18 protein-coding genes are annotated in these 23,318 nt (G+C 38.3%); all 18 read right to left on the reverse strand.

What is annotated here, in order from left to right; all coding sequences use genetic code 11:
- Positions 1-425 precede the first annotated feature (425 nt).
- Complete coding sequence (locus EO118_RS06505; protein WP_177427627.1) at positions 426-1,895, reverse strand: catalase; 1,470 nt, start codon at positions 1,893-1,895, stop codon at positions 426-428.
- Between the two features lie 284 nt (positions 1,896-2,179).
- A complete protein-coding gene (groL, locus tag EO118_RS06510; RefSeq protein WP_127069181.1) occupies positions 2,180-3,808 on the reverse strand; it encodes a chaperonin GroEL in 1,629 nt (542 codons plus the stop codon).
- 44 nt (positions 3,809-3,852) lie between these two features.
- The gene (groES, locus tag EO118_RS06515; RefSeq protein WP_126938549.1) at positions 3,853-4,131 is read right to left on the reverse strand and encodes a co-chaperone GroES; all 279 of its coding nucleotides are present in this window, start codon (positions 4,129-4,131) and stop codon (positions 3,853-3,855) included.
- A 174-nt stretch (positions 4,132-4,305) separates the two neighbouring features.
- Positions 4,306-4,878: an ANTAR domain-containing response regulator gene (locus EO118_RS06520; RefSeq protein WP_127069182.1), complete on the reverse strand. Its 573-nt coding sequence runs from the start codon at positions 4,876-4,878 to the stop codon at positions 4,306-4,308.
- A complete protein-coding gene (locus tag EO118_RS06525; RefSeq protein ID WP_164723891.1) occupies positions 4,856-6,316 on the reverse strand; it encodes a sensor histidine kinase in 1,461 nt (486 codons plus the stop codon). The genes EO118_RS06520 and EO118_RS06525 overlap by 23 nt, the downstream gene beginning before the upstream one ends.
- Positions 6,309-7,349 carry a tRNA (adenosine(37)-N6)-threonylcarbamoyltransferase complex transferase subunit TsaD gene (gene tsaD, locus EO118_RS06530; protein ID WP_127069184.1) on the reverse strand — a complete coding sequence of 347 codons (1,041 nt, stop codon included), beginning with the start codon at positions 7,347-7,349 and terminating at the stop codon, positions 6,309-6,311. Before tsaD ends, EO118_RS06525 begins: the two co-directional genes overlap by 8 nt.
- Positions 7,346-7,798, reverse strand: a complete 453-nt coding sequence (rimI, locus tag EO118_RS06535; RefSeq protein ID WP_127069185.1) for a ribosomal protein S18-alanine N-acetyltransferase — start codon at positions 7,796-7,798, stop codon at positions 7,346-7,348. Before rimI ends, tsaD begins: the two co-directional genes overlap by 4 nt.
- On the reverse strand, positions 7,798-8,586 hold the full coding sequence (gene tsaB, locus EO118_RS06540; RefSeq protein WP_127069186.1) for a tRNA (adenosine(37)-N6)-threonylcarbamoyltransferase complex dimerization subunit type 1 TsaB: 789 nt from the start codon (positions 8,584-8,586) through the stop codon (positions 7,798-7,800). The genes rimI and tsaB overlap by 1 nt, the downstream gene beginning before the upstream one ends.
- Positions 8,583-9,056 carry a tRNA (adenosine(37)-N6)-threonylcarbamoyltransferase complex ATPase subunit type 1 TsaE gene (tsaE, locus tag EO118_RS06545; RefSeq protein ID WP_127069187.1) on the reverse strand — a complete coding sequence of 158 codons (474 nt, stop codon included), beginning with the start codon at positions 9,054-9,056 and terminating at the stop codon, positions 8,583-8,585. Before tsaE ends, tsaB begins: the two co-directional genes overlap by 4 nt.
- Positions 9,057-9,163: 107 nt before the next feature.
- Positions 9,164-11,119 (reverse strand): thiamine-phosphate kinase, encoded by a 1,956-nt coding sequence (gene thiL / locus EO118_RS06550; protein WP_127069188.1) that lies wholly within the window; start codon positions 11,117-11,119, stop codon positions 9,164-9,166.
- 258 nt (positions 11,120-11,377) lie between these two features.
- A complete protein-coding gene (locus tag EO118_RS06555; protein ID WP_127069189.1) occupies positions 11,378-12,106 on the reverse strand; it encodes an ABC transporter ATP-binding protein in 729 nt (242 codons plus the stop codon).
- Positions 12,107-13,648 carry a glycine betaine ABC transporter substrate-binding protein gene (locus EO118_RS06560; RefSeq protein WP_127069190.1) on the reverse strand — a complete coding sequence of 514 codons (1,542 nt, stop codon included), beginning with the start codon at positions 13,646-13,648 and terminating at the stop codon, positions 12,107-12,109. It lies immediately after the preceding gene.
- 113 nt (positions 13,649-13,761) lie between these two features.
- Complete coding sequence (locus EO118_RS06565) at positions 13,762-14,316, reverse strand: GerMN domain-containing protein (protein WP_127069191.1); 555 nt, start codon at positions 14,314-14,316, stop codon at positions 13,762-13,764.
- Between the two features lie 3 nt (positions 14,317-14,319).
- A complete protein-coding gene (locus tag EO118_RS06570; protein ID WP_127069192.1) occupies positions 14,320-15,573 on the reverse strand; it encodes an N-acetylmuramoyl-L-alanine amidase in 1,254 nt (417 codons plus the stop codon).
- Positions 15,574-15,952: 379 nt separating this feature from the next.
- Positions 15,953-17,236 (reverse strand): APC family permease, encoded by a 1,284-nt coding sequence (locus EO118_RS06575; protein ID WP_127069193.1) that lies wholly within the window; start codon positions 17,234-17,236, stop codon positions 15,953-15,955.
- Between the two features lie 91 nt (positions 17,237-17,327).
- Entirely contained in the window at positions 17,328-18,674 is a 1,347-nt protein-coding gene (locus EO118_RS06580) for an anaerobic C4-dicarboxylate transporter (protein WP_127069194.1), read from the reverse strand.
- 998 nt (positions 18,675-19,672) lie between these two features.
- Entirely contained in the window at positions 19,673-20,956 is a 1,284-nt protein-coding gene (locus EO118_RS06595) for a DNA cytosine methyltransferase (protein ID WP_240633524.1), read from the reverse strand.
- Positions 20,946-22,847: an ATP-binding protein gene (locus EO118_RS06600; RefSeq protein ID WP_206168407.1), complete on the reverse strand. Its 1,902-nt coding sequence runs from the start codon at positions 22,845-22,847 to the stop codon at positions 20,946-20,948. Before EO118_RS06600 ends, EO118_RS06595 begins: the two co-directional genes overlap by 11 nt.
- Positions 22,848-23,318: the final 471 nt, after the last annotated feature.

Here is a 23,318-nt window from a genome sequence, read left to right on the forward strand (position 1 = left end):
AAACCACGTCTTCTGAAAGACAAGCAATATATTTATTATACGTTCATTACCATTAAAAATCTACCTATAAACATAGTTACTATAGCAATCTATTGCCTTCCTTTTATCCAATTGATAATAAAAAAAAGAGCACCACATATTCCCGAACCTTTCTTTGAACGTAGTTGCCCGTAGAAGCCTATGGTGTTCCTTCCGACAAAGTCATGACAATGCAAAAAGACCGCAACATATTCCCCAACCTTACTTTGAACGCAGTTGCGTGTAGCAGTCTATGACGTTCCTTCCAACAAAATCATGACAACGTAAAAGACCGCAACATGTTCCAGAGCAAACCTACCGTAGGATCAGTTTGTGGAGGAATATGTTGCGGTCTTAACTTATACTATTTCAAGAGGGAACGCCATAGACAAATAGCGCTTCAAGTGTTATCCGATGTCAGCAGGTGTAGAGAAATCTACTGTAATTCCCAATGCTTTCGCTACGCCTTCACCATATGCAGGGTCACATGCATAGCAATGTTTTGCATGACGTTCTTGGATAAACAATGGAACTCCTGCCATATTGTTCGCTGTATTTTTGAACAATACTTGTTGTTGTTCTGGAGTCATGAGACGGAACAATTTACCCGGTTGAGTGTAGTAATCGGAATCATCTTCACGAAAGTCGTATTGGTATGCTTTACCAGATACATCGTATCCTGGGTCTTTGTATTGTGGTTGGTTAGCCCATTGGCCAAAGCTATTTGGAGCGTATCCAATAGTCGCACCATGGTTGCCATCTACACGACCTTGTCCATCACGATGGTAAGAATTGAATGGGCATTTAGGCGCATTTACAGGAATAGATGGATAGTTTGTACCTAAGCGGTAACGTTGCGCATCTGCATAGGAGAACAAACGACCTTGTAACATGCGGTCAGGACTGAATCCAATACCAGGAATGATTGTGGATGGAGCAAATGCTGCTTGTTCTACATCTTGGAAGTAGTTTTCAGGGTTTCGATTCAATTCCATTACCCCTACTTCGATTAATGGGAAGTCTTTTTTGTACCATACTTTTGTAAGGTCAAATGGATTGTATGGAAGTGCTTCTGCTTGTTCTTCTGTCATCACTTGGATGTACAATTTCCAACGAGGGAAGTCACCTTTAGCAATAGCATCGAATAAATCACGTTGTGCACTTTCACGGTCATTCGCAATGATAGCAGATGCTTCTTCTTCAGTTAAGTTTTTAATTGGTTGTTGGCATACCCAGTGGAATTTAACCCATACGCGCTCGTCATTTGCATTGATTAAGCTATATGTGTGGGAACCGAAACCATGCATATGACGATATCCGTCAGGAATACCACGATCACTCATTACGATAGTAATTTGGTGCATTGCTTCTGGCAAGCTAGTCCAGAAATCCCAGTTTGCAGTAGCATCACGTAAGTTAGTTTCAGGATTGCGTTTTACTGCACGGTTCAAATCTGGGAATTGCAATGGATCGCGAATGAAGAATACTGGTGTGTTGTTACCTACTAAATCCCAGTTACCTTCTTCTGTGTACATTTTCACAGCAAAACCACGGATATCACGTTCTGCATCAGCAGCACCACGTTCGCCAGCTACTGTGGAGAAACGTACGAACAAATCAGTTTGTTTACCCACTTCAGAGAACACTTTTGCTTTCGTATATTTTGTAATGTCATTTGTTACTGTGAAAGTACCAAACGCACCAGATCCTTTCGCATGCATACGGCGTTCAGGAATTACTTCACGAGCGAAGTGGCCTAACTTTTCCATCAACCACACGTCTTGCATCAATACAGGACCACGTTTTCCAGCTGTGGCACTGTTGTTATTGTCAGGGACAGGGGCGCCAAAGGCTGTTGTCAATTTTTCTTCTTTCATAACTTTCTCCTTTGTAAACTTATACATTTATAATAAAATTAAAACCTATAATTATTACAACGGATAATTATTATCCGTTAACTTATGAACTTATTATAGAACTTTTTCTATACATTGTCAATAATGATTTTCCATTAATTTTTGTTATTTTTAATGTTAAAAACTATAACATTATCAATCTGTGAAATAACAAAAAGGGACCACGAAAGAATAGTCACCTATTCTTTCATAGTCCCCATAATGTTTACTTAGTCAATACTGCGATCCACGGATGCAATCTGAGATTACATCATACCGCCCATACCACCCATTGGAGGCATTGGAGGCATCATTGGCGCATTTTCTTCTACTTTATCAGCCACGATGGATTCAGTAGTTAATACTAATGCTGCGATGGATGCTGCATTTTGCAAGGCAGAGCGTGTTACTTTTGCAGGGTCCACGATACCAGCTTTTACCATGTCTACATATTCTTCTGTTAATGCGTTGAAACCAATACCGCTTTCAGTAGATTTTACGCGTTCTACTACCACGGAGCCTTCTAAACCTGCATTGTAAGCGATTTGGCGAAGAGGTTCTTCCACAGCACGGCGCACAAGGTTTACACCTGTCAATACGTCACCAGTAGCTTCGATACCATCTAATGCTGGGATGATGTCGATCAATGTAGTACCACCACCTGCAACGATACCTTCTTCCACAGCTGCACGAGTAGCATTCAATGCATCTTCGATACGAAGTTTTTTATCTTTCAATTCTACTTCTGTTGCTGCACCCACTTCGATAACAGCTACACCGCCAGACAATTTAGCCAAACGTTCTTGTAATTTTTCTTTATCAAATTCGGAAGTAGCTTCTTCAGCTTGTGCGCGAACTTGTGCTACACGACGAGCGATTACGTCTTTGTTGCCATTGCCGTCAACGATGATAGTTTCGTCCTTTGTGATGCGAACTTGACGAGCTGTACCCAAGTGTTCTAAGTCTACGTTTTCTAATTTCAAGCCCACTTCTTCACTAATCACAACACCACCAGTTAAGATAGCAATATCTTCTAACATAGCTTTACGACGGTCTCCGAAACCAGGAGCTTTTACAGCGACTGCTTTTAATGTGCCACGAAGACGGTTCACTACCAATGTAGCCAATGCTTCGCCATCTACATCTTCAGCGATAATCACAAGTTCTTTACCTAGTTTTACCACTTTTTCAAGAGCTGGTAATAAATCAGCGATTACTGAGATTTTGCGGTCAGTGATTAAGATTAATGGCTCGTTTACAACAGCTTCCATTTTATCTGGGTCAGTTACCATGTAAGGAGATAAATAACCGCGGTCGAATTGCATACCTTCTACTACGTTCAATTCAGTTTGTAATGTTTTAGATTCTTCTACAGTGATAACACCGTCGTTACCTACACGGTCCATTGCTTCTGCAATCAATGCGCCGATTTCTTCATCAGCTGCAGATACAGATGCTACTTGAGCAATGTCTTGTTTACCGTTTACGTCGATTGCTTTGGATTGAATTTCAGCTACTAATTTTTTAACTGCTAATTCAATACCTTTTTTAAGGATCATTGGATTCGCACCAGCAGCTACATTGCGCATACCTTCTTGAATCATAGCTTGCGCCAATACAGTCGCTGTTGTAGTACCGTCACCAGCTACATCATTAGTTTTTGTAGCTACTTCTTTCACTAATTGAGCGCCCATGTTTTCAAATGGATCTGGAAGTTCAATATCACGAGCGATAGTCACACCATCGTTAGTGATTGTTGGAGCACCAAATTTTTTCTCTAATACTACATTGCGACCTTTAGGTCCTAATGTTACTTTTACAGCATTTGCTAATTGATCAACGCCACGGCCTAATGCACGGCGTGCTTCTTCGTTAAATAAAATTTCTTTTGCCATTGTATAGCCTCCTCTATGGGGAATCATCCCGTTGATTGCTCAGATTATAATACTGCTAAAATATCTTTTTCACTGATGATTAAATGGTCAACACCATCAATTTTGAACTCAGTACCAGCATATTTGGAGAACATAACTGTATTGCCCACTTCTACTTCTGGTTTTACACGTTCGCCATTGTCACATAATTTACCAGGACCCACAGCGATAACTGTACCTTCAGATGGACGTTCCTTTGTGGAAGATGCTAAAAAGATACCACTTTCCGTTTTTGTTTCTACTTCTAATACACGAATAATGACACGATCGCCTAATGGTTTCATTGTTATACCTCTTCTCTTATACACTATAATATCGATGTTAGCACTCAATAAGAGTGAGTGCTAATCACAAGTATTATTATAAATCATTTTTAAATTTTTGCAAGTCCTTTTTGACTTTTTGACTAAATACTTTTTCATAGTTAAAACTTTGCTTCATGGGCCACAATAATTATTTTATGATTTGGCCTCATGGGCTGCAATAATTTTTTTACACGTTTCCACGAGACTAATACGTTTATCCATACTGAAAGCTCGTATTTTTTCGTATGCCTTTTCCTCAGAAAATCCGTGCAGCTCCATCAATATGCCTGTCGCTTTCGTCACATATTTTCGTTCTTCTAAGGAACTTGTTAAACCTTTTACCTGTTCCAGCAAATCTCGTTCTTCTTGAAAGCGACCCATAGCCATCTGCAGCGCTGGACCTAAGTCTGGTTCCCGCAAAGGTTTAATCAAATAGCCGTATACCCCAGATTGGGATGCTTTTTGAATTAAATCATCTTGGCTGTACGCCGTTAATAGCACCACCGGCGCCAATCGCTTGTGACGGATTTGCCGCGCTGCCTCAATGCCGTCTAACTCAGGCATCTTCACATCCATGAGCACTATGTCAGGCGCAAGGTCTTGGCATAGTTGAATGGCTTCTACTCCATTAGCACCTTCCCCTACAACGGTATGGCCTTGGCTTTCTAATATATCTCGCAAGTCCATGCGAATCAGCGACTCATCATCTACTACTAAGACGCGCATACTCTTCTCCTTTATGAATCCAAATATCTACTACAGTCCCTGTTCCTTCAGATGTCCATGAGATACTTCCATCTAGTTCATTCCGCACTAAATTCTCTATAATCTGCAATCCCAAACGACGTTGTCTAGTGCCTTCAAAATCCTCTGGCAACCCACAGCCAGTATCTCGAATGACAATATGTAACATATCTCGATTCCCTTGAGCCATCACCTCTCGCACCTCTACCTGCACTTGTCCTTCCGTTCTATCTTTGAAAGCATGTTTAAAAAGATTGGAAAACAGTTCGTTCAGTACCAAGGACACATAGCTGGCCTTATGAGACGACATAATAATATCTTCTCCTATATATTCCATGTCGATCCGTTGTTCAGAAGAACCCAAACCTTGTCGCAATAAGCGCCACAATTCTTCGATAATACTGCGCAACGCTACATAATCTTCATCAAAATTCGATACAATTTCATGGACCAGAGCCATACTTTCAATCCGATGAATACTGTCTTGTAAGGCTTGTTTCACATCATCAGACCCACTGCGACGGCTTTGCATGCGCAGTAAGCCTGCCACAGATTGCAAATTATTTTTCACACGATGGTGCACCTCTTTAATGACAGAGCTTTTCACCAGTAATTCTTGGTCTCGCTTACGTAATTCTGTTTTATCTTGTAAGACTAAAATGCCACGTTTCCATTTCACCCCAAGAACAACGGGAATCATCACTTGTCGAAGAGCAATATCACCATACAATTCTTCATCAATGGTGCCCACCCTATCTTCTAAGGCCTTTTTGATACGGCCTACTTTCAAAGTACTACTGTAAATGGATGTTCCCTGTAATCGTCGATCGATACCAAAGATGTCCCCTAGCTTTTTCGCCGCTCGGTTCGCATAGAGTATGGTTCCATCTTGCTCAAAAAAAAGGATCCCATCTAAGACGGAAATTCCTTCATACAGCTCTGGTTGCTGCAATTGTGGCACCAACATACCTTGAAATGTCGTCTGTGACACAATGGACATGAACTCGTCATAGCGGTTGGAATACACTTCAGACACAGGATTCGTGAATGCACAGGCCCCAATACACTTCCCCCCATTATCTACGATGGGATATGCATAGGCATAGTAGGACTCGATGGTGGCCCCTGTATCCGTAGGTTCTTCCCAATCCATGATACCTGCGTAAGGTTTACCACTACTTAATATCTGCTGCATAGGATGGTCTATAGGCACTTCGTATTTCTGTACCATTCCCGTATGACCGTTATCTAACGCTCCGCTGAGTAAAAGGTATCCGTCCTTAGCTTGCACTAAGAGGGACACCCCTTGTTCACTGATGGCTTTACCAAAGTTTAATCGCTGAGAAAATTGCAATAGTAAAGCCTGTTGTGTAGGATATAAATCGGTTTCTTTGTCTAGGATGTCTTTCCAACTAGCCATGTTGGTTTCCTTTCCACAAATCGCTGCCCAATGGAATGGACGGTTTTGCATTCAATGTGTAATTGCTGAATTTGCCAGCTTGTGCCATATAGTAAGCTCGACATCCAATCATGGCCGCATTGTCGGTAGCCAACATCGATCCCGCTGTGAGGTATGTCAATCCTTCTGCTTCACACATAGCCTGTAAATCTCGTTGCAATCCACTATTCGCAGATACACCGCCAGCCAAGGCAATCTTCGTTTCTCCCAAGGTATGAGTCGCTTCTTTCATTTTTTCTACCAATACATCTGTAATGGCCTTTTGAAAGGATGCTGCCACATCTTCATGGCAGATAGATTCACCTTTTTGTTGTTTTCCATTGATGTAGTTAAGAACAGCTGACTTCAAACCACTGAAACTAAAGTCAAAATTTCCTTTTTCCAATAAAGGCCGTGGAAACTCGATAACCTCCGGATTACCTTCTTTCGCCAACGCATCAATATGTGGTCCCCCTGGGTAAGGATAGCCTAATACACGAGCAATTTTATCGAAGGCTTCACCAGCCGCATCATCACGTGTTTGTCCTAGTACCTGAAAGCTTTCATAATCTGTGACATGAACGATCATAGTATGACCACCAGATACAACTAAGCACAAGAACGGCGGTTCTAACTCAGGATGCAACAGAAAGTTTGCAAAGATGTGCCCCTCCATATGATGAACACCTACTAAGGGAATATCTTTTGCAAAGGATAACGCTTTCGCCGCTGATACACCTACCAAGAGAGCCCCTACTAAACCTGGCCCATAAGTGACACCAATATGATCTATATCCTCTAATGTTACATTCGCATCTTCCAAAGCTTGGTCGATAACTGGCATAATCTGTTCAATATGATGACGGGATGCTACTTCTGGCACGACACCACCAAATTTTCTATGTATGGGAACTTGACTGGAAATCACATTAGAAATGACTGTTCTGCCATCTTGTAAGACCGCTGCCGATGTTTCATCACAGCTAGTTTCAATGGCTAGTGTGTAGATACTCATGTCAGTTCCTCCATTTCTTTCGTCATAATTAATCCATCTTCTACTGGATCTGAATAAAATTGTTTACGTACTCCTACTGCAGTAAAGCCCAGTCTACGATACATCGCTTGAGCTGCAACATTGGAGACACGCACTTCTAAAAAAATATGTTTCATGCCTCGCTTATGGAGCATTTGCGTTAATTTACGGGTCATCTTAGCCCCATAGCCTGCACGACGATATTCAGGATGAATAGCAATATTCGTAATCTGACCTTCATCTAAGACTAGCCATGATCCTGCATAGCCAATAATCTTCCCATCTTCCGCTTCTGCTACGAGGTATAGCTTATCTTCTACTTCTAAATCATCTAATAAAGCTTCCTTTGACCAAGGAGTTGAAAAGCAGGCCTTCTCTATTTCGTAGATACCTTCAATATCGCTACGCAAAGCTTCTCGTAATACAACCATTATCGTTCACCTGCTGCTTCACGGACTACCACCGTAGGCTCTACGTAGGTACCTGTAGCTAACATATCTTTGTTCTTTTCATCCCATACTACTTCTGCTTCCGATTTACGAATGTAGAAAGGCTCAATGGACTGTGCATCAGGGATATTTCCATTTACAAACTGTGGCAATGCCACTTGAATTACATGGGATGCCCGTGGTCGTTGTTTCGATTCATGCCCGAGTACGAGTTTCATAGGATCTATACGTCCAGCCTCTACGCCTAAGGAATAATCTTTTTCCAGACGTTTCAGACCATCTCCTACAATCACCACTGGATGTTCCTCACATAATTTCACTAAGGATGTTAGCAATTCCGGCACTTGATGAACTTCCACTGAATCCAAGGCATCTATAGTTGTACCGTTCCACTCATATTGACGGGCATAGACTTGCTTTTTCTGCGCATCTATAACTGTACACACACGGTAATTCGAGTACATAAACCCTTGTGCCAATACATCTGTAGTAAGAACTCCTACAACGGGTACATTCCATGCATAAGCCAAAGCCTTTGCCGTACCTAATCCAATCCGCAAGCCCGTAAAAGAACCAGGCCCAATGGTTACGGCAATACCAGTAATATCTGATTTCTTCACTTTCCCCGTTGTCAGCACCGTTTCAATATGTGGTACCAATTGCTCAGAATGAGTAAGTCCTGCCTGCACAATGAGTTCGCTCCGTATTTCTTTGTCATTTCCCACCGCCACGCTGGCAATGGCACTACTCGTTTCAATGCCTAAAATCATAGGTACTCTCCTATGCGTTGTAATTCTTCTGTTGAAAGTAAATCCGTACGAACTGTAAACTGACGGTCTCCATCATCAGCCACAGAAATTTCAATCCATACCGTCGTATCTGGCAATTCGTCCGTAAACTTACCAGCCCATTCCACAACGGACTTCGTTTCCTCTGTATATTCGTAAAAGCCGATAGTTTCCAACTCTTCTACCAAATCCATTCGATATAAATCAAAATGATACAAATAGATTCCATCTACTTCATAGGTATTCATCAAGGCAAACGTAGGACTTGTCACTTCTTCTGTGACACCAAAACCTTTTGCAATTCCTTGGGAAAAGTGCGTTTTCCCCGCCCCTAATGTACCATCTAAAGCAATACAGATAGGGTTTTCATAGTCTTTCATAAATCTCCCTAGGCTATGGCCTAGGGCCAACGTTTCCTCTACGGAGTGTGTTGTATATTGTATGGTATTCATAGTATTCCTTTATCATTGTATTTTAATTAATATGCTGTAGGCAACGCATACTCTTATCCCTGTCTATCATCGTTAAATGTGACTAGGATTATCTATACATTCAATACTTAATCATCCGCTAAGTGATTATATCCCTTAGGTTCCACTGTCATCCATTGTCTGTCACGGTCTACTAATACCTGTGCACTGCCTGCTTTGACATGCCCAATAATAGTGAAAGTATCCCTAGGCAAGCCATCAGCCTTTTCTGCTGGAATGGTTCCCACTAGCTGAAAGTCTTCGCCTCCCGTCCACATAGGAAAGTATGGGCTCATATCCTTACTTTCACAATAGGCCTGCACCTCTGGATGCATTGGTAAAGAACTTTCATCGATATAAATAGTCACCTGTGATGCTTTGGCAATCTCATTGAGCTCGCTGGACAATCCATCACTGATGTCGTTCATAGATGTGGCGCCTAAGTCTCTTGCTATTATACCACATTCCACATGAGGAATGGGCCGTTGATGAACGGATTGACTTACGGGATAGTCCTTGCTGCCTTCCAACAAACTGTGCAACCCCACATACGATAATCCCAGATAATTCGTGATAAACACTGCATCACCGTCTTGAGCACCACTGCGTAAGACAGATTGATGTTTTGGAACGTCTCCAAAGACTGTGGCTGAAATCACAAAAGGCCCCTCCGTTGACACCGTGTCACCACCGATGATATTCACATCGTAGTCTGCACATATGCTACGTAAGCCATTATAAACGTCTTCTACATAGGAGGTATCTTGACTCTTGGGAACTGCAATAGACACCACCATATGCCGTGGGGTACCACCCATAGCAGCTATATCACTGATATTAGCCGCTCCCAACCGATACCCAACATCAAACGGAGATGTTGTGCTTTCACTAAAGTGAACACCTTCCACCATCATGTCCGTGCTAACCAATTGATCCACATCATGAGGAGTATCATAGACAGCACAATCATCACCAACACCGACCTTTACATACGTAGAGTCATTAATAGTGTGTTGTGTTAGTTTATCAATAAGGGCAAATTCGTCAATCTTAGGTGTCATGGGTTTGCATACATTAGAATTACTCTCTATAGTATATTTCATATCCTTATTTACATTGTCTTGTAGCATCGTATCTCTATCAATAGTATATTCTATGCTACTTTCTCGTAAGTTATTGTTACTTTTATTGTTCCCGTTAGTATCATCAGTGTTGTTGATATTATTCTTACCATTACCACTATGAATATGCATGCTCCGATTCGATAACGCATGGTCTTCATCTAAAAGTAAATTTCGCAAGAACCGTTCTAAATACTCTGTTGTTCTATATACACCCAGTTTCAAATTTTGATAATTGGCACGTACCAAAGCATTCCTAAAATACCACGCATGGTTGGCGAACATATCATTCGTCACCGTAAAACCTAGGGTGCGAAGATATTTAATAAAAAATACTGCCGTCGTTCTCGTATTTCCTTCTCCGAATATATGAATCTGCCATAACCTGGCAACAAAAGTAGCTAAATGATGAATACTCTTTGACATATCTAAGTTAGCATAAGAAAAACTTTTTTCTTGCTCTATGTCATAGAGTAGGGTCGCCCCTAATTCGGATACAGTACCATAGATCACGGTATCACCATCAAGAATCCATTCTTTTTTTGTGATATTGTAATTGCGTACATTGCCTGCATGGAGATAGATACCATCAAATAATCGCCTATGAATCGATAGGTACTCGCTAGGTGTAAAACTGAATGCTTTTTCTAACAACAATTCCGAAATCCGAAGTGATACTATATCCGCCTCTGCCGTTCTATCTTTAGGATTTGGATAAGATTCGTAATAATTTTCCAATAGTGTATGAAGCGCCTGCAGGGACATCTCTCCCTCAATATTCTTCTTTGCTAGTTCTACCAAGTATGCAGACGGAGTTAATCCATCGACCGCTTGCAAACCAATGGCAGTCTTCCAGGCTTGGGCTTTTTCATACTGGTGGGATTCTCCTTGCCGTATATATTCCTCAAAGGGATCCTTGTGCATCGTACCACCTCGTTTCTTCTATACATGTCATTAACTAATTATCTATTCAGACAGACTAATGAAACAAAATCATTTCAACTAAACTATAAAATTTGTATATCACTTTCTCTATACATGTTGTTCTTATTGTACCATACTAAAGACTAAAAATAAGATAAATTTATCTAAATAACAAAGGGACTCCAATAAGAGTCCCCTTTCATTATGTTATTACAAATTATGTGCCTCTACCTCATCATCTTCATTAACCATGTAACACTACCTCGTCATCTCCACCAACTGTTTCACATAGTCATTGCTCGAATGATTCTTTACTTCTTCAATAGTTCCGTATTGTTGTATTTTCCCTTCGTGCATGACAAGGATATGTGTGCCTAGCTTGAAAGCTTCGTGCATGTCATGGGTAATGAACACAATGGTGCAGTCAGTTTGTTTATGAATTTTCTTCAAGTCTTCTTGCAGTTGATATCTCGTAATAGAGTCCACCGCACCGAATGGCTCGTCCATAAGTAATATCTTTGGCGAGTTCGCATAGGCTCTCGCGATGCCAACCCGTTGTTGCTGACCTCCTGATAATTCCTTAGGATACTTTTCTTTACTATCCAATGGTAACACTACTAATGAAAGCATACGTTCTACAATAGCCTCCACTTCTTTTTTCGGTGTCCCATCTAATTTAGGCACATACCCAATATTGTCTGCTACCGTCATATGTGGGAATAATCCATCTCCTTGAATAGCATAGCCAATCTTTCTACGCAAGGAAATTATGTCTTGGTCGATGACACGAGTTCCAAAAATAGTAATATCTCCCTCATCTGGTACAATCAATCCATTAATCATTTTTAATAGCGTCGTCTTTCCTGACCCAGATGTGCCTACAATACAAAGAAAGTCTCCTTCATTGATAGACAGATTACAGTCTCTCACCACCCATTTACCTTGATAGGATTTTCCAATGTTCTTATACTCTATAATTTGATTCATTTATTTCACCACCAATCCTTTAGATTGTAAAAATTCCTTCGCCACTTGTTTCGGATCTTCCTTATCAATCTCTACTTTTTTATTTAGTTGTGCCATGGTACTTTCATCCAATATACCATCTAAACGATGTAATACTGTTTCTAACTCAGGATGTTTCTGCAAGGTTTCCTCACGAACAACCATGCCTGCCATGTAACTTGGATAAAAGTTTCGATCGTCCTCTAACACAACAACCCGTGGATCAGACAACTGACCATCTGTAGTAAATACAGTCATAGCATCAATTTTCTTATCAAATAAGGCTTGGTATTTTAACCCATTATCCATATCTACTACTTTCTTGAAATGGTAATTATAGGCATTAGCTAACGCTTTATAACCATCTTCTCGTTCAAAGAAGTCATATTCTGCTCCAAATGTTAACTGTCCTGCATACTTAGCCAAGTCAGTAAACGTTTTAATGCCATATTCCTTCGCTAGGTCCGCTCGAATGCCAATACTATAGGTATCATTAAAACCAAACATGCCCTTCCACAAGAAATGATATTTGTCCTTATACTCTGCACTCAACATAGGAAACTTGTCGTTCTTGTAGTCTTCCTTATGTTTCAACACGATTTGCCAAGATGTTCCTGTATACTCCGGATACATATCGAAATCGCCTCGCACCATACCAGGATGAATATTAGAGGTGCCACCCCCTACACCATGGGTGTACTCGACCTTTAGGTTGGTATCTGCCTCAATGAGCGTCCCCACGATCTCTGCCAAGATATATCCTTCCGATACTGGTTTTGATGCGATGTGAATGGTATCACTTTTACTATACTGTTGCATTCCTACAATGCCTATAATAATCACTAAGAGAATACCCAATGCATAGCCTACTTTTTTATTCACAACCTTATGCACCTTGTGTTCTTCCACCAACTTACCAATCACACTTAGTATGCCATCAATCACCAAGGCTAATACAGCAATGAGGATGCCCCCAATCCAGATGAGCACTTCATTATTAGTGGTAATCCCACGATAAATAGCAACACCTAGCCCACCTGCACCCACAAAGGAGGCAATCCCCGCTAAGGCAATGGTCATGGTCACCATATTCATAATACCTGCAAAGATAACAGGGAATGCTAGTGGCAACTGTATCTTCCATAAAATTTGGCTATCTGTGCTACCCATAGCCCGGCTAGCCTCAATAATTTTTGGATCAATGGTGGTAATCCCTACATAAGTGCTGCGCACAATAGGTAACAACGCATAGATAGTAAGAGCAATGATCGCTGTTGTATTCCCTACTCCTGTGAAAGAAATCAGAAACCCTAACAAGGCAATAGAAGGGATTGTATACGCAATATTCACCACAGATATAACCGAATTAGCCAGTTTCTGTTTTTGTGCGATGAATACCCCAATAGCCAACCCCAAAATCGTGGCAATAATAACTGCTGTAAAGGTAATTCCTATATGCTCCAATAATAAATGTAAATAAAATGATCCGTTCTTGCCTAACTCTTCTAACAATTTTTGTATCATCAAACCCTCCCTTTCTACAATCTGTTTGTAGATAAATTATCATACTAAATTACCATGAATTTAAAGTATAAAAATGTTGGAGGCTCTTTACTAAGAGTCCCCCAACATACTACTTAATCTTTTACGATCTTATCTTTCATTTGTTTTAATGGATGTGTCAAATCAATGTTGCCATAGGTCGGTAAGGTCACTCCTTTTACCTTAACATACACTTTATGCACACCATCAAATTCTACAGCCGTATTCACAATAGCTGCAATACGAAGTGTAGCTGTTAAACCTGTTGCATCCTGTAAAAAGTCATCATTTAAAACCACTGTGACTGTGTCATCATGCTTTGCTGTTTCTACTACTTTTGTGCCTTTTGCAAAGACTGGATAGTCTGCACGACCATCTTGCTCAATCATCAAATTTATGGCATCTTTTACGGTTTTACGTTCTTTATCTATCGTAAGCGGTTGTGGCATTACGCCCTTCCCATCTTGTCGCGGTACATAGACCACAATTTTTGTCATTTTATCCATCGACTTCTTATCTTGCGACGCAGAAGATTGTGCTGTTGTTTGCTTCCCTAAATCTACTTTTAAATCTTGAGAATTACAACCTGCCAATGCGATGACACATACGCTCATCATGGCCACTAAGCCGTAGCGTAATGATTGTTTCATGAATTAACCTCCAAAATATAGTTCCAAACCTTTCGCTAATTCATTAGCAAATGCTTGTCGTGTAGATGATTCTTTTAAATGACCTTCCTCCTTAGGATTTGAAATAAACCCTAACTCTACCAATATAGATGGCATAAAAGAGTGTCGTAATACATAAAGATTGCCTGGTTGAATACCGCGATCACCATTAAATCCACTATGATCAGCAATCTGACCTTGTACAGAAGAAGCTAATTTTTTTGACTGCTCAGATCCATCAAAATAATAAGTAGCGATACCACCTACATTGGGATTTGAAAAAGAATTAATATGGATACTAATAAATGCATCAGCTTGATTACCATTCGCCACATTGACACGGGCTTGTAATTCATCCACACCACTCGCATGTGGACCATACACATCCACATCTGTAGTACGAGTCAAGATGACCTTAGCACCCTTTGCTTCTAAGATAGATTTTAAATACTCAGCGATAGGCAAAGTCACTTGTTTTTCTTGTAATCCCGTTGGCCCAATGGCACCTGGATCACTTCCACCGTGGCCTGGGTCTAATACGATAGTTTTACCACTAATACCACCTGTGGTTCGATAATTGACCACTTGTGGAATTGGTTTTTCAGGCACTGTGGGCAATGTAATCTGTTGCTTCGGTGCTGGTTTAGACTCCGTTTTAGCTGGTGGATTCGACTTCGGTGTAGCCGGTTTAGCCGTTGGTTTTTCCGCTGCTTTTGCAGTAGGTTTTACCTCTGCTTTTGGTGGTTCCTTAGCTGGTGCTTTATCAGCCACTGGAGCTACTGGCTTTTTACCGTAATAATTCTCCCGTGGAGCTACTCCTTTTTTCTGAATATCCACCACCATGCGATATGGTTTGTTATTAACTGTATCTTTTTTTAGGGTAAATACTTTCAAATCTTCTACATCGATGGCCTTCGGTGTTTCAATTTTCACCACCGTATCTGCTCCTTGTTGTGAAAGTGTGGCACTCTTTGCAATGCCATCATCCATCACAATCGATGTAGGTATCCCTGTAAGCGTCGCATTTTTCAATACCAATGTGGTAGATGTACCACTGGCACTAATAGATGCCGTCGCATGAACAGGACTAGACAAGCTAAAGACCATTCTCACAAAAGGGATGGGCGCATCATTTCTCGTCACCCAATGAAGATCTGTCACATTTGCAGCCTTTGTGGCTCCAAATAGGACTGGTAACACCAATACTAACATACCCAATAGGGCAAATAACTTACGCAAATATCTCACTCCAATCTATGTTGCACTGGATAGTTTTCCTTTAGACAGTATCTTAATTATACCACATTTACTCAGTCCATACATGAAAAATCAGTGAAAATTATTCTTTTTTCCAATTTCATCCAAATCACAGCTGTTTCCTACCGTTTTGATTTGAAAGTATCCTCTCTCATCGTCAACCTATGGCTAACATTTGCTCCCATACAAAAGAAACATAAGCAGGCTTTTTTCATCACCATTGACTACATTACCTACTTATGTTTCCTACTTTTTATATGTATTTATTACGTAGAACGTACCACTCGAGCATTCATAATCTACTTGTAAACCTCTAATAGTAGTAATCTACAAATATGTTATAAATTTATTATTTTAGCGGCTACGCTGTTTGTTTTCCGTTACGGTTCATAATATAGTATAGTACAGCACCTACTACTAAACCGCCAAGTCCCCAAAATACTTTTTCCAAGGAAGATTGTGTTAACAACCAAATACTAACTACAACTGCTAATACTGGAATCACTGGTCCCAATGGAACACGGAATGTTCTAGCCATATCTGGGCGTTTGCTTCTGAATACAAGTACTGCTAAGCAGGTAGGCAAGTATTGCGCAAAACGAGATACTACGGAGATAGCTGCCAATTTTTCAAAGCTACCAGTCCAAGATAATACAACAGCAAATACGACAGTGACGATAATCGCTACATAAGGAGCATCTTTTTTATTGCGTTTAGACACTACTTTAGGAATCAATCCGTCATCCGCCATAGCCACCCCAGAACGTGGCGCTAAGAAAGAAGAGGCTACATTGATACCACCGATAGAAATCAATGTACCCGCTGTAACAATAGCTTTCGCTAAAGGTCCCATGAATACGAACGCCGCATCTGCCACTGGAGTTTTAGATGTCACAAGGGAATCCCCCATAATACCGATACAAATCGCTTGAATTAAGATATACACAATGGATACTAGTGTTAATACAAGAATAATTGCTTTCGGTACATTGCGTTCAGGATTTTCCATATCTTCTGCCGCTACTGCAATGGATTCAAATCCTGTGAAAGCATAGAAAATAATCAATGCTGCCGCACCAAAGCTTGCTTGTGTCATGTCTGGTACAGATTCCATTGGCGCGAAGTTAACACCTTTCACATAGAAAATACCTACTAGGATAAAGAAAATCAACGGCAACAATTTACCAATAGTTACGATATTGTTGATGATTTTAGAAATCTTAACCCCCATGATATTCATGATACCAAGTACCACAATTATCAATGTAGCAATGACATTTTTTCCCATTTCTGTACTTGCTGGTTCCCATACTGCCCCTAGAGCGGTAGCAAACCCCACAGCCATAGCAGACCAAGCAATTGTAGCGATGGCCCATTTCATAAAACCTACTTCAAAACCTACGAAGTTACCAAATGCTTCTTTCGCATACACATACGGGCCACCGTTCTTATTAAACATACCGCCCATTTCAGCAAAGCATAAGGCAATAGACATAACCAACAGCGCATCGAATACGATAACCCATAAACTATTTACGCCTACTAATGCAGCCGCTTTACCTGGAAGCAGGAAGATTCCTGTACCGATAATTGCATTTACCCCTAAAAGTATTATACTCATAAGGCCTAGCTTGTTATTTAACATACTACTTTCTCCTAAACTGTCGCCTTTCAATGCTTACAGTTGTACTACTAGAATGTATATCCATAAGATATACACATACTTTCACGTCATATTAAAACAATGCGTGAGCAATAAAATAACCTACAACGCAACTTGTGAATACTCCAATTAGCCCTGGTAAAATAAAGCTATGATTAATAACAAATTTACCAATGCGCGTTGTACCAGAACGGTCAAATCCAATACATGCTAAGTCAGACGGATATGTTGGTAACACAAAGTACGCATAACATGCAGGAATGAAAGAAAGTATAATCAATGGTTCTACACCAACACTTAACCCCATAGGCACTACGATAGCAAGTGCTGCTGCTTGAGAGTTTACTAGCTTAGAAATAATAAACAATACAATAGCATAGGTCCACGGATGCTCTACTACAATACTAGATAGAGTCGTTTTAAATTGTGGAATATATGCACCAAAGTAGGTTTCTGCCATCCAAGCTACACCGTATACAGATACAACGGCAATCATACCAGATTTAAAGACAGATCCACTAGTTACATCGCTTACTTTTACTTTACATACAAGAAGAATTAATGCTGCCATTACAAGCATTGCAATTTGAATTGTAGGAGTCATAGACAATGGTTTCCATAAACCTTTTGCATTAGGAACTAATGGCAATAATTGGTTAGGGAAACTACCGAATAGAGCGATGACTAAAATGCCAAGTAAGAAAATAATAGTTGCCCAATATGCTGTGCGAGGAAGTTCTTTCACAACACTAGCTTCTTTATTTTCCTCATAGATATAGGCACGTTGCTCAGGATCTTGAATGCGAGCTTGGAACTCAGGGTCATTGGCCAATTCTTTACCACGACGCATACTCCAAAGGCCCGCTATGATAACACCCACAAAGGTAGCTGGAATCGTGATAGATAAGATTGTTACTACACTAGCGTGGAAATTGACAGCTCCCAACATAGCCACCATGGATACTACAGCTACTGAGGCAGGAGAGGCACAAATCCCCATTTGAGACGCCACAGATGCCACCGCCATTGGGCGTTCTGGACGAATTCCTTCTTTGATAGAAATATCATAGATAATTGGGAACATCGTATATACTACGTGACCTGTTCCGCATAACACAGTTAAGAACCATGTTGTGATTGGTGCTAAAATAGTAATTTGTTTTGGATTACTACGTAGAAATTTTTCTGCGTATACAAGCATAACATCCAACCCTTTGGAGGCTTGTAAGAAACCAGAACATGTTACTACCGCCATAATCGTTAGCATTACATCAATTGGTGGTTTACCCGGTACAAGACCAATTACGAATACGTAAATAGCAAGACCAATACCAGATACAGCAGCTAATCCTAAGCCACCATGTCTTACACCAACAATTAAGCAAGCTAACAATAGAATAAATCCGAATAAAATAATCATAAAATTACTCAATCCTTTCTAATAAAAAAACACTTGCCGTAATCATTATACGGCAAGTGACGTAATAAAAACAGTGATAAACCGCTTCTATAGGATATATTTTACATGAAAGTTGGTTATGGTGTTATGATTGTAGTTCTTTGATAATTTTTTCAGCATCTTTTGAAAGCGTACCACTTTCAGAGGTTTGTATCAGTTGACCTGGAAAATATCGTTCATAAACCTGTAACTTATATGACCAATTCGCATCATATACTTCATTACCAAGCTTGTGTAAACATCTTTGGTTAGTATTAAAACTAAAAAAAACTACTAACCCAATGTTCCATGAATATCTAACAGTTTTCATATTTTATGAAAAGCACTTGGTCAAAGGATATAACACTGGTAATCTTTGTAATCGATAATATAAAAGAAGTGTAAACACTGTGCAAAGATCTATTACAGTAAAAGTCCTCGTGATTCTAACGATAGATTTAAGAATAGAACACTTGAGTGTAAATGTTAAGCAAGGTATATATATTCTGGACTACCAAACACAACCTGCAAGTATATTCAGATACTATTATTTTAATGCGTGAAAAAGGCTTTCACTCTCTTGTTCAGCTTGATAAATTTATTAAGAAAATGCAGACAAAAGACGACATCTACAGGACCAAATTAAGATTCTTAAAAAATAGCTACCATTTAGCAAGTCCACACTTTCCCGAAATACTGCCAAACTTACCCATCATATGCGAAAAATCCTACTTGATAAAGCCTTCGCTAGTGAATATAAATCAGCGATCCTCTTATCTGATAAGCTGTTTCCGTCCCCAAAAGTATACTCTAAAATACCGATTATAGAAAAATTTATGAGAAGTTTGAAAATCGAATGAAAAAGAATACCCATACGCAAGAGTATTCTTCATCAAACTCCGAGATGACCGAACTGTATCAAATCAGAAAAACTATAAAAATATATGGAGAGGGAACTGAAGGGGTGCGAATAACTCACCTTATCTTTCTCCCAAAAAGTCTATAACAGCCCTTGCAATTTTTTTAGATAAAATTGGTGGAACAGCATTACCTATCTGTTTAAATGCAGCTGTTCGTGAATGTTCAAAATAAAAATTATCTGGAAACCCTTGTATTCTAGCTGCTTCTCTTACTGTAATTGAACGATTCTGTCTTAAATCTGGATGAATATAGTAATGTCCATCTTTCGCAATATGAGCAACAACTGTATGACTAACAGAATTATAATCTAAGGCTTTATATCTATCCAAAAATGATGTTGTATTAGAATGTGTTTGTAGTTCTTTAGGTATATCGATATACCTTAAATTCTTGCCTTTTTTCTTAGTTTTTAGTACCAATTTATATATCTTCAAATCATTTTCATTATGAGATCTTGCAACATGTTGTGTCAAAATATCATCTTTTTTACGGAGATATTTAGCAACAAACTCGCTTGAAACATCACAACGATACTTACTAGAACATCCTCCAGGCTTTATATTTGGCAAGTCCTCAAATAATTCTTTTATGGTTGGCGCAACCTCACCATATTCGACCAAGCAATCAAAAAATGAGTTATCAGGCACTAAATCTTTTCGATATCCAACAAGTATTAAACGTTCTCTCTTTTGTACTACACCATAATTACTTGCATCTACTATTTGATAGTCCACCTTATATCCGCACTTATCAAATTCGCAAATTATTTTTGGTAAGAGTAACTCTCCTGATAAATCCCTAAAAGAAAGCAACCCTTTAACATTTTCAAAAACAAAGAACTTTGGTTTATATTTGTCTAGAAAATATAAATAATATTTATATAGATAAATTCTTTTATCAGTAGATTTTTTCGATTTGTTATTGGCTCTACCGATTGTAGAATATGCCTGACATGGTGGTCCACCAATAATACCATCTAACTCATTATTCCCTAATTTTTGGTCAATAAATTCAAAAATCGAAGATATGGTATCTTTACTAATTTCCTTATTTAATATATCTTTAGTTAAATCTCCTGGTATAATTGAATATAAATCATCTCTTGAGATTTTACCTTGAATATATTCATAATATGAAGATAAGTTATTCTCTTTTTTTAAATAGTAATATATGTTTCTTAATTCTAAAGAAGAGCAAGCGTCTTTGTCCATTTCTATATGGCAAATAAAATTATAATAGTCTTTATCCCTAAATCCCTCGGTTAATCCACCCGCGCCTGAAAAAACATCTACTATATTTAGCACAACCACACCTCCCTTCATTTTGATTAAATCAATTATCATACACTTCTTTAATTTCTTCGTATTTATTTATAAATTCTTGATTAAACTTTTTTGCATCTCGTAGCAAGTCTGAATATGATCTGATAAATAAAACACCACTGTGTTCTAACGAATCTGCAGTAATTTTATCTCTAGGATCCATATCATATCTATCAGACATCAAAAATGTTGTTACTTTATCCAACTTATGATGTTTCTGAACAAAAACTTTATAATCTAATGCTTGATTTATTTCCTCTGATTTAATTTTAATATTCGATCTCTTCAATTCAATAATAATTAATTCACCATTTACTAAGTTACAAAGAAAATCAATCCTGCGATTACTTCCTTCTAGTTTTTCATCTGGAAACTTTTCTTTTAAAATTTTACTATATGTTTTTTCTCTTTCAAATGTTGTAATTCTAGGATCTAAAATCCAAGGAAACTTTTCTAGAAATGGTTGAATTACTTTAGACTCACTCTCATTCCCATTAACATACTTTTCAAATTGTTCTATAGCTTTTATTCTACCAACTGCAACTTTTGCAAGTTCTTTAGCCTCTATATACTCCCAATCCGAAGTTATTTTTTCAACTTCATCAACTGTTAAATTTTCTTCTTTTAAATTTTCAATATATGCCTGAAAACTCTCAAATTTGTATAAATTTTTTAAGTTATCCAAAACACGTTTAATTGATTCTATATCATCTATTTCTGTAGAATTTGTTAACAATGTATCTTTAACTTTCTTGATACTACTTATCTCTGTTGGAGTTAATCCCTTAAAAAATGAATCGTCTAAAATAATAAGTTCTTCTTTTTTCTTTCTCCTATTTGCTCTCCATAAAGATGATATTTTTGAAATCAACTTATTTAAATCATTTTTTAGTTGAATTGTATTTTCATTTTCTTCCCAAAGGATTGACTGTCTAGCTGTAGATATATAATCCTCTTCATCTGAATCATCTATAAAATCAATATTAAAAAATCCAGTTACATAGCTATTGAAAGTATCATTGGCCCTATCATCAAAAAATACATTTTCTGAAGCCAATTTGTTTCTAACATACAGTAAAAATCCACTATCCTTTTTCCGTAAAGGAGTCGATTTAGTATATACACTTCCAGTAATACCATGGTCTTTTAATCTTTTAAATTCTTCTACACTATCAATATCATTCATAAAGTCTTCTGGAAATTTCCATTCAAATTCTTTTTCTAATCTCTCAAAATAAATTGATTTTGTAATAGGTTGCTCTTGTTGTGAATTTTCATCAATAAGTTTAACCTCAAACTCAGTATCATAAAATGAAAATCTTCTGGACAAGCTATATGCTAAATCCTCAATGCTCATTATTTTACTTTGTTTAATTTCTTTGATTTTAACCACAGTCCCAGATTGTTCATTGGTATTTTCATTTTCACAAATAACCTTTGGCTTATATTCTGATTCACTTTCTGCTTTCATTTCATCATAATTAATACTAAAAGCATTTTTCAAACCATCTTTTATAGAATATACCTCTATAGTCTTTGCAATACCAAATACAGCTAATTTACCTAGACCTTTCTTTCCTGTCACTTTTCTTTTTTTTACTTTAGAAACGCCTGTACCCTCAGCTTTTCTTCTGTTCCTACCGATCACCAAAAAATTCTGATTTAATTCATCATGGTTCATCCCTGTTCCATCATCTGAAACTGTTACTATCTTTTCATCATAATTGATTTTTATTTCAATATTTTCAGCATCTGCATCGTAAGAGTTTGAAATTAATTCAGCGATAACAGGAGGGAATGAACTATATAATTTTATACCTAAATGATCAATTGTATTCTTATCAAATTTTATTTTAAATCCACTATTTTCCATAATATTACATCTGATAAAACCATCAGACCCTCCTAACATTCCTATTTCTATCTACAATCTATCGATATAATTATTGTAGATATACCTATAATTTGTATACCAAACTTCAAACTTGATTCAATCTTAATCGAATTATCTTTTTATTATCAACTCCAATTGATCCATAAAATCAAATTCTTCAAGCAAATACGCCCCCATTAATCTAAGAATATCTTTACCAGACAAGCAATTTTCTCTCTCCGGTTCCCCTTTAAATGTATTTAATAAACGAATATATACATTAGCTTATTTGTTAAATAATTCACTCCACTTAGAAATCTTTTCTTTTAAGAACGGAGATATTTAAAGAGCTGATTGAATAATAGCGGAAATCATTATATCACTTCCTTTTGTGCTTTATTTTAAACTAAATAATCCCCAATTACAAGAGATGTATTGCCTATGATGACATCAAATTTATATCAGCAGTGGTGCTACTTTTCCCAAAAATAAAGAAACATAAGTAAGATT

The sequence above is a fragment of the Veillonella sp. 3891 genome (genome assembly GCF_003992315.1).
Taxonomy (GTDB): Bacteria; Bacillota; Negativicutes; order Veillonellales; family Veillonellaceae; genus F0422.

What these genes read in the sequence shown, in the direction of transcription:
- EO118_RS06600 (WP_206168407.1), bottom strand. Translation starts at nt 22,847, where the DNA reads ATGTTAGGAGGGTCTGATGGTTTTATCAGATGTAATATTATGGAAAAT.
- tsaD (WP_127069184.1), bottom strand. Translation starts at nt 7,349, where the DNA reads ATGAGTATCTACACACTAGCCATTGAAACTAGCTGTGATGAAACATCG.
- EO118_RS06595 (WP_240633524.1), bottom strand. Translation starts at nt 20,956, where the DNA reads ATGATAATTGATTTAATCAAAATGAAGGGAGGTGTGGTTGTGCTAAAT.
- EO118_RS06505 (WP_177427627.1), bottom strand. Translation starts at nt 1,895, where the DNA reads ATGAAAGAAGAAAAATTGACAACAGCCTTTGGCGCCCCTGTCCCTGAC.
- EO118_RS06520 (WP_127069182.1), bottom strand. Translation starts at nt 4,878, where the DNA reads ATGCGCGTCTTAGTAGTAGATGATGAGTCGCTGATTCGCATGGACTTG.
- EO118_RS06575 (WP_127069193.1), bottom strand. Translation starts at nt 17,236, where the DNA reads ATGTTAAATAACAAGCTAGGCCTTATGAGTATAATACTTTTAGGGGTA.
- thiL (WP_127069188.1), bottom strand. Translation starts at nt 11,119, where the DNA reads ATGCACAAGGATCCCTTTGAGGAATATATACGGCAAGGAGAATCCCAC.
- rimI (WP_127069185.1), bottom strand. Translation starts at nt 7,798, where the DNA reads ATGGTTGTATTACGAGAAGCTTTGCGTAGCGATATTGAAGGTATCTAC.
- groES (WP_126938549.1), bottom strand. Translation starts at nt 4,131, where the DNA reads ATGAAACCATTAGGCGATCGTGTCATTATTCGTGTATTAGAAGTAGAA.
- EO118_RS06565 (WP_127069191.1), bottom strand. Translation starts at nt 14,316, where the DNA reads ATGAAACAATCATTACGCTACGGCTTAGTGGCCATGATGAGCGTATGT.
- EO118_RS06555 (WP_127069189.1), bottom strand. Translation starts at nt 12,106, where the DNA reads ATGAATCAAATTATAGAGTATAAGAACATTGGAAAATCCTATCAAGGT.
- EO118_RS06560 (WP_127069190.1), bottom strand. Translation starts at nt 13,648, where the DNA reads ATGATACAAAAATTGTTAGAAGAGTTAGGCAAGAACGGATCATTTTAT.
- tsaE (WP_127069187.1), bottom strand. Translation starts at nt 9,056, where the DNA reads ATGAATACCATACAATATACAACACACTCCGTAGAGGAAACGTTGGCC.
- EO118_RS06580 (WP_127069194.1), bottom strand. Translation starts at nt 18,674, where the DNA reads ATGATTATTTTATTCGGATTTATTCTATTGTTAGCTTGCTTAATTGTT.
- tsaB (WP_127069186.1), bottom strand. Translation starts at nt 8,586, where the DNA reads ATGATTTTAGGCATTGAAACGAGTAGTGCCATTGCCAGCGTGGCGGTG.
- EO118_RS06525 (WP_164723891.1), bottom strand. Translation starts at nt 6,316, where the DNA reads ATGGCTAGTTGGAAAGACATCCTAGACAAAGAAACCGATTTATATCCT.
- groL (WP_127069181.1), bottom strand. Translation starts at nt 3,808, where the DNA reads ATGGCAAAAGAAATTTTATTTAACGAAGAAGCACGCCGTGCATTAGGC.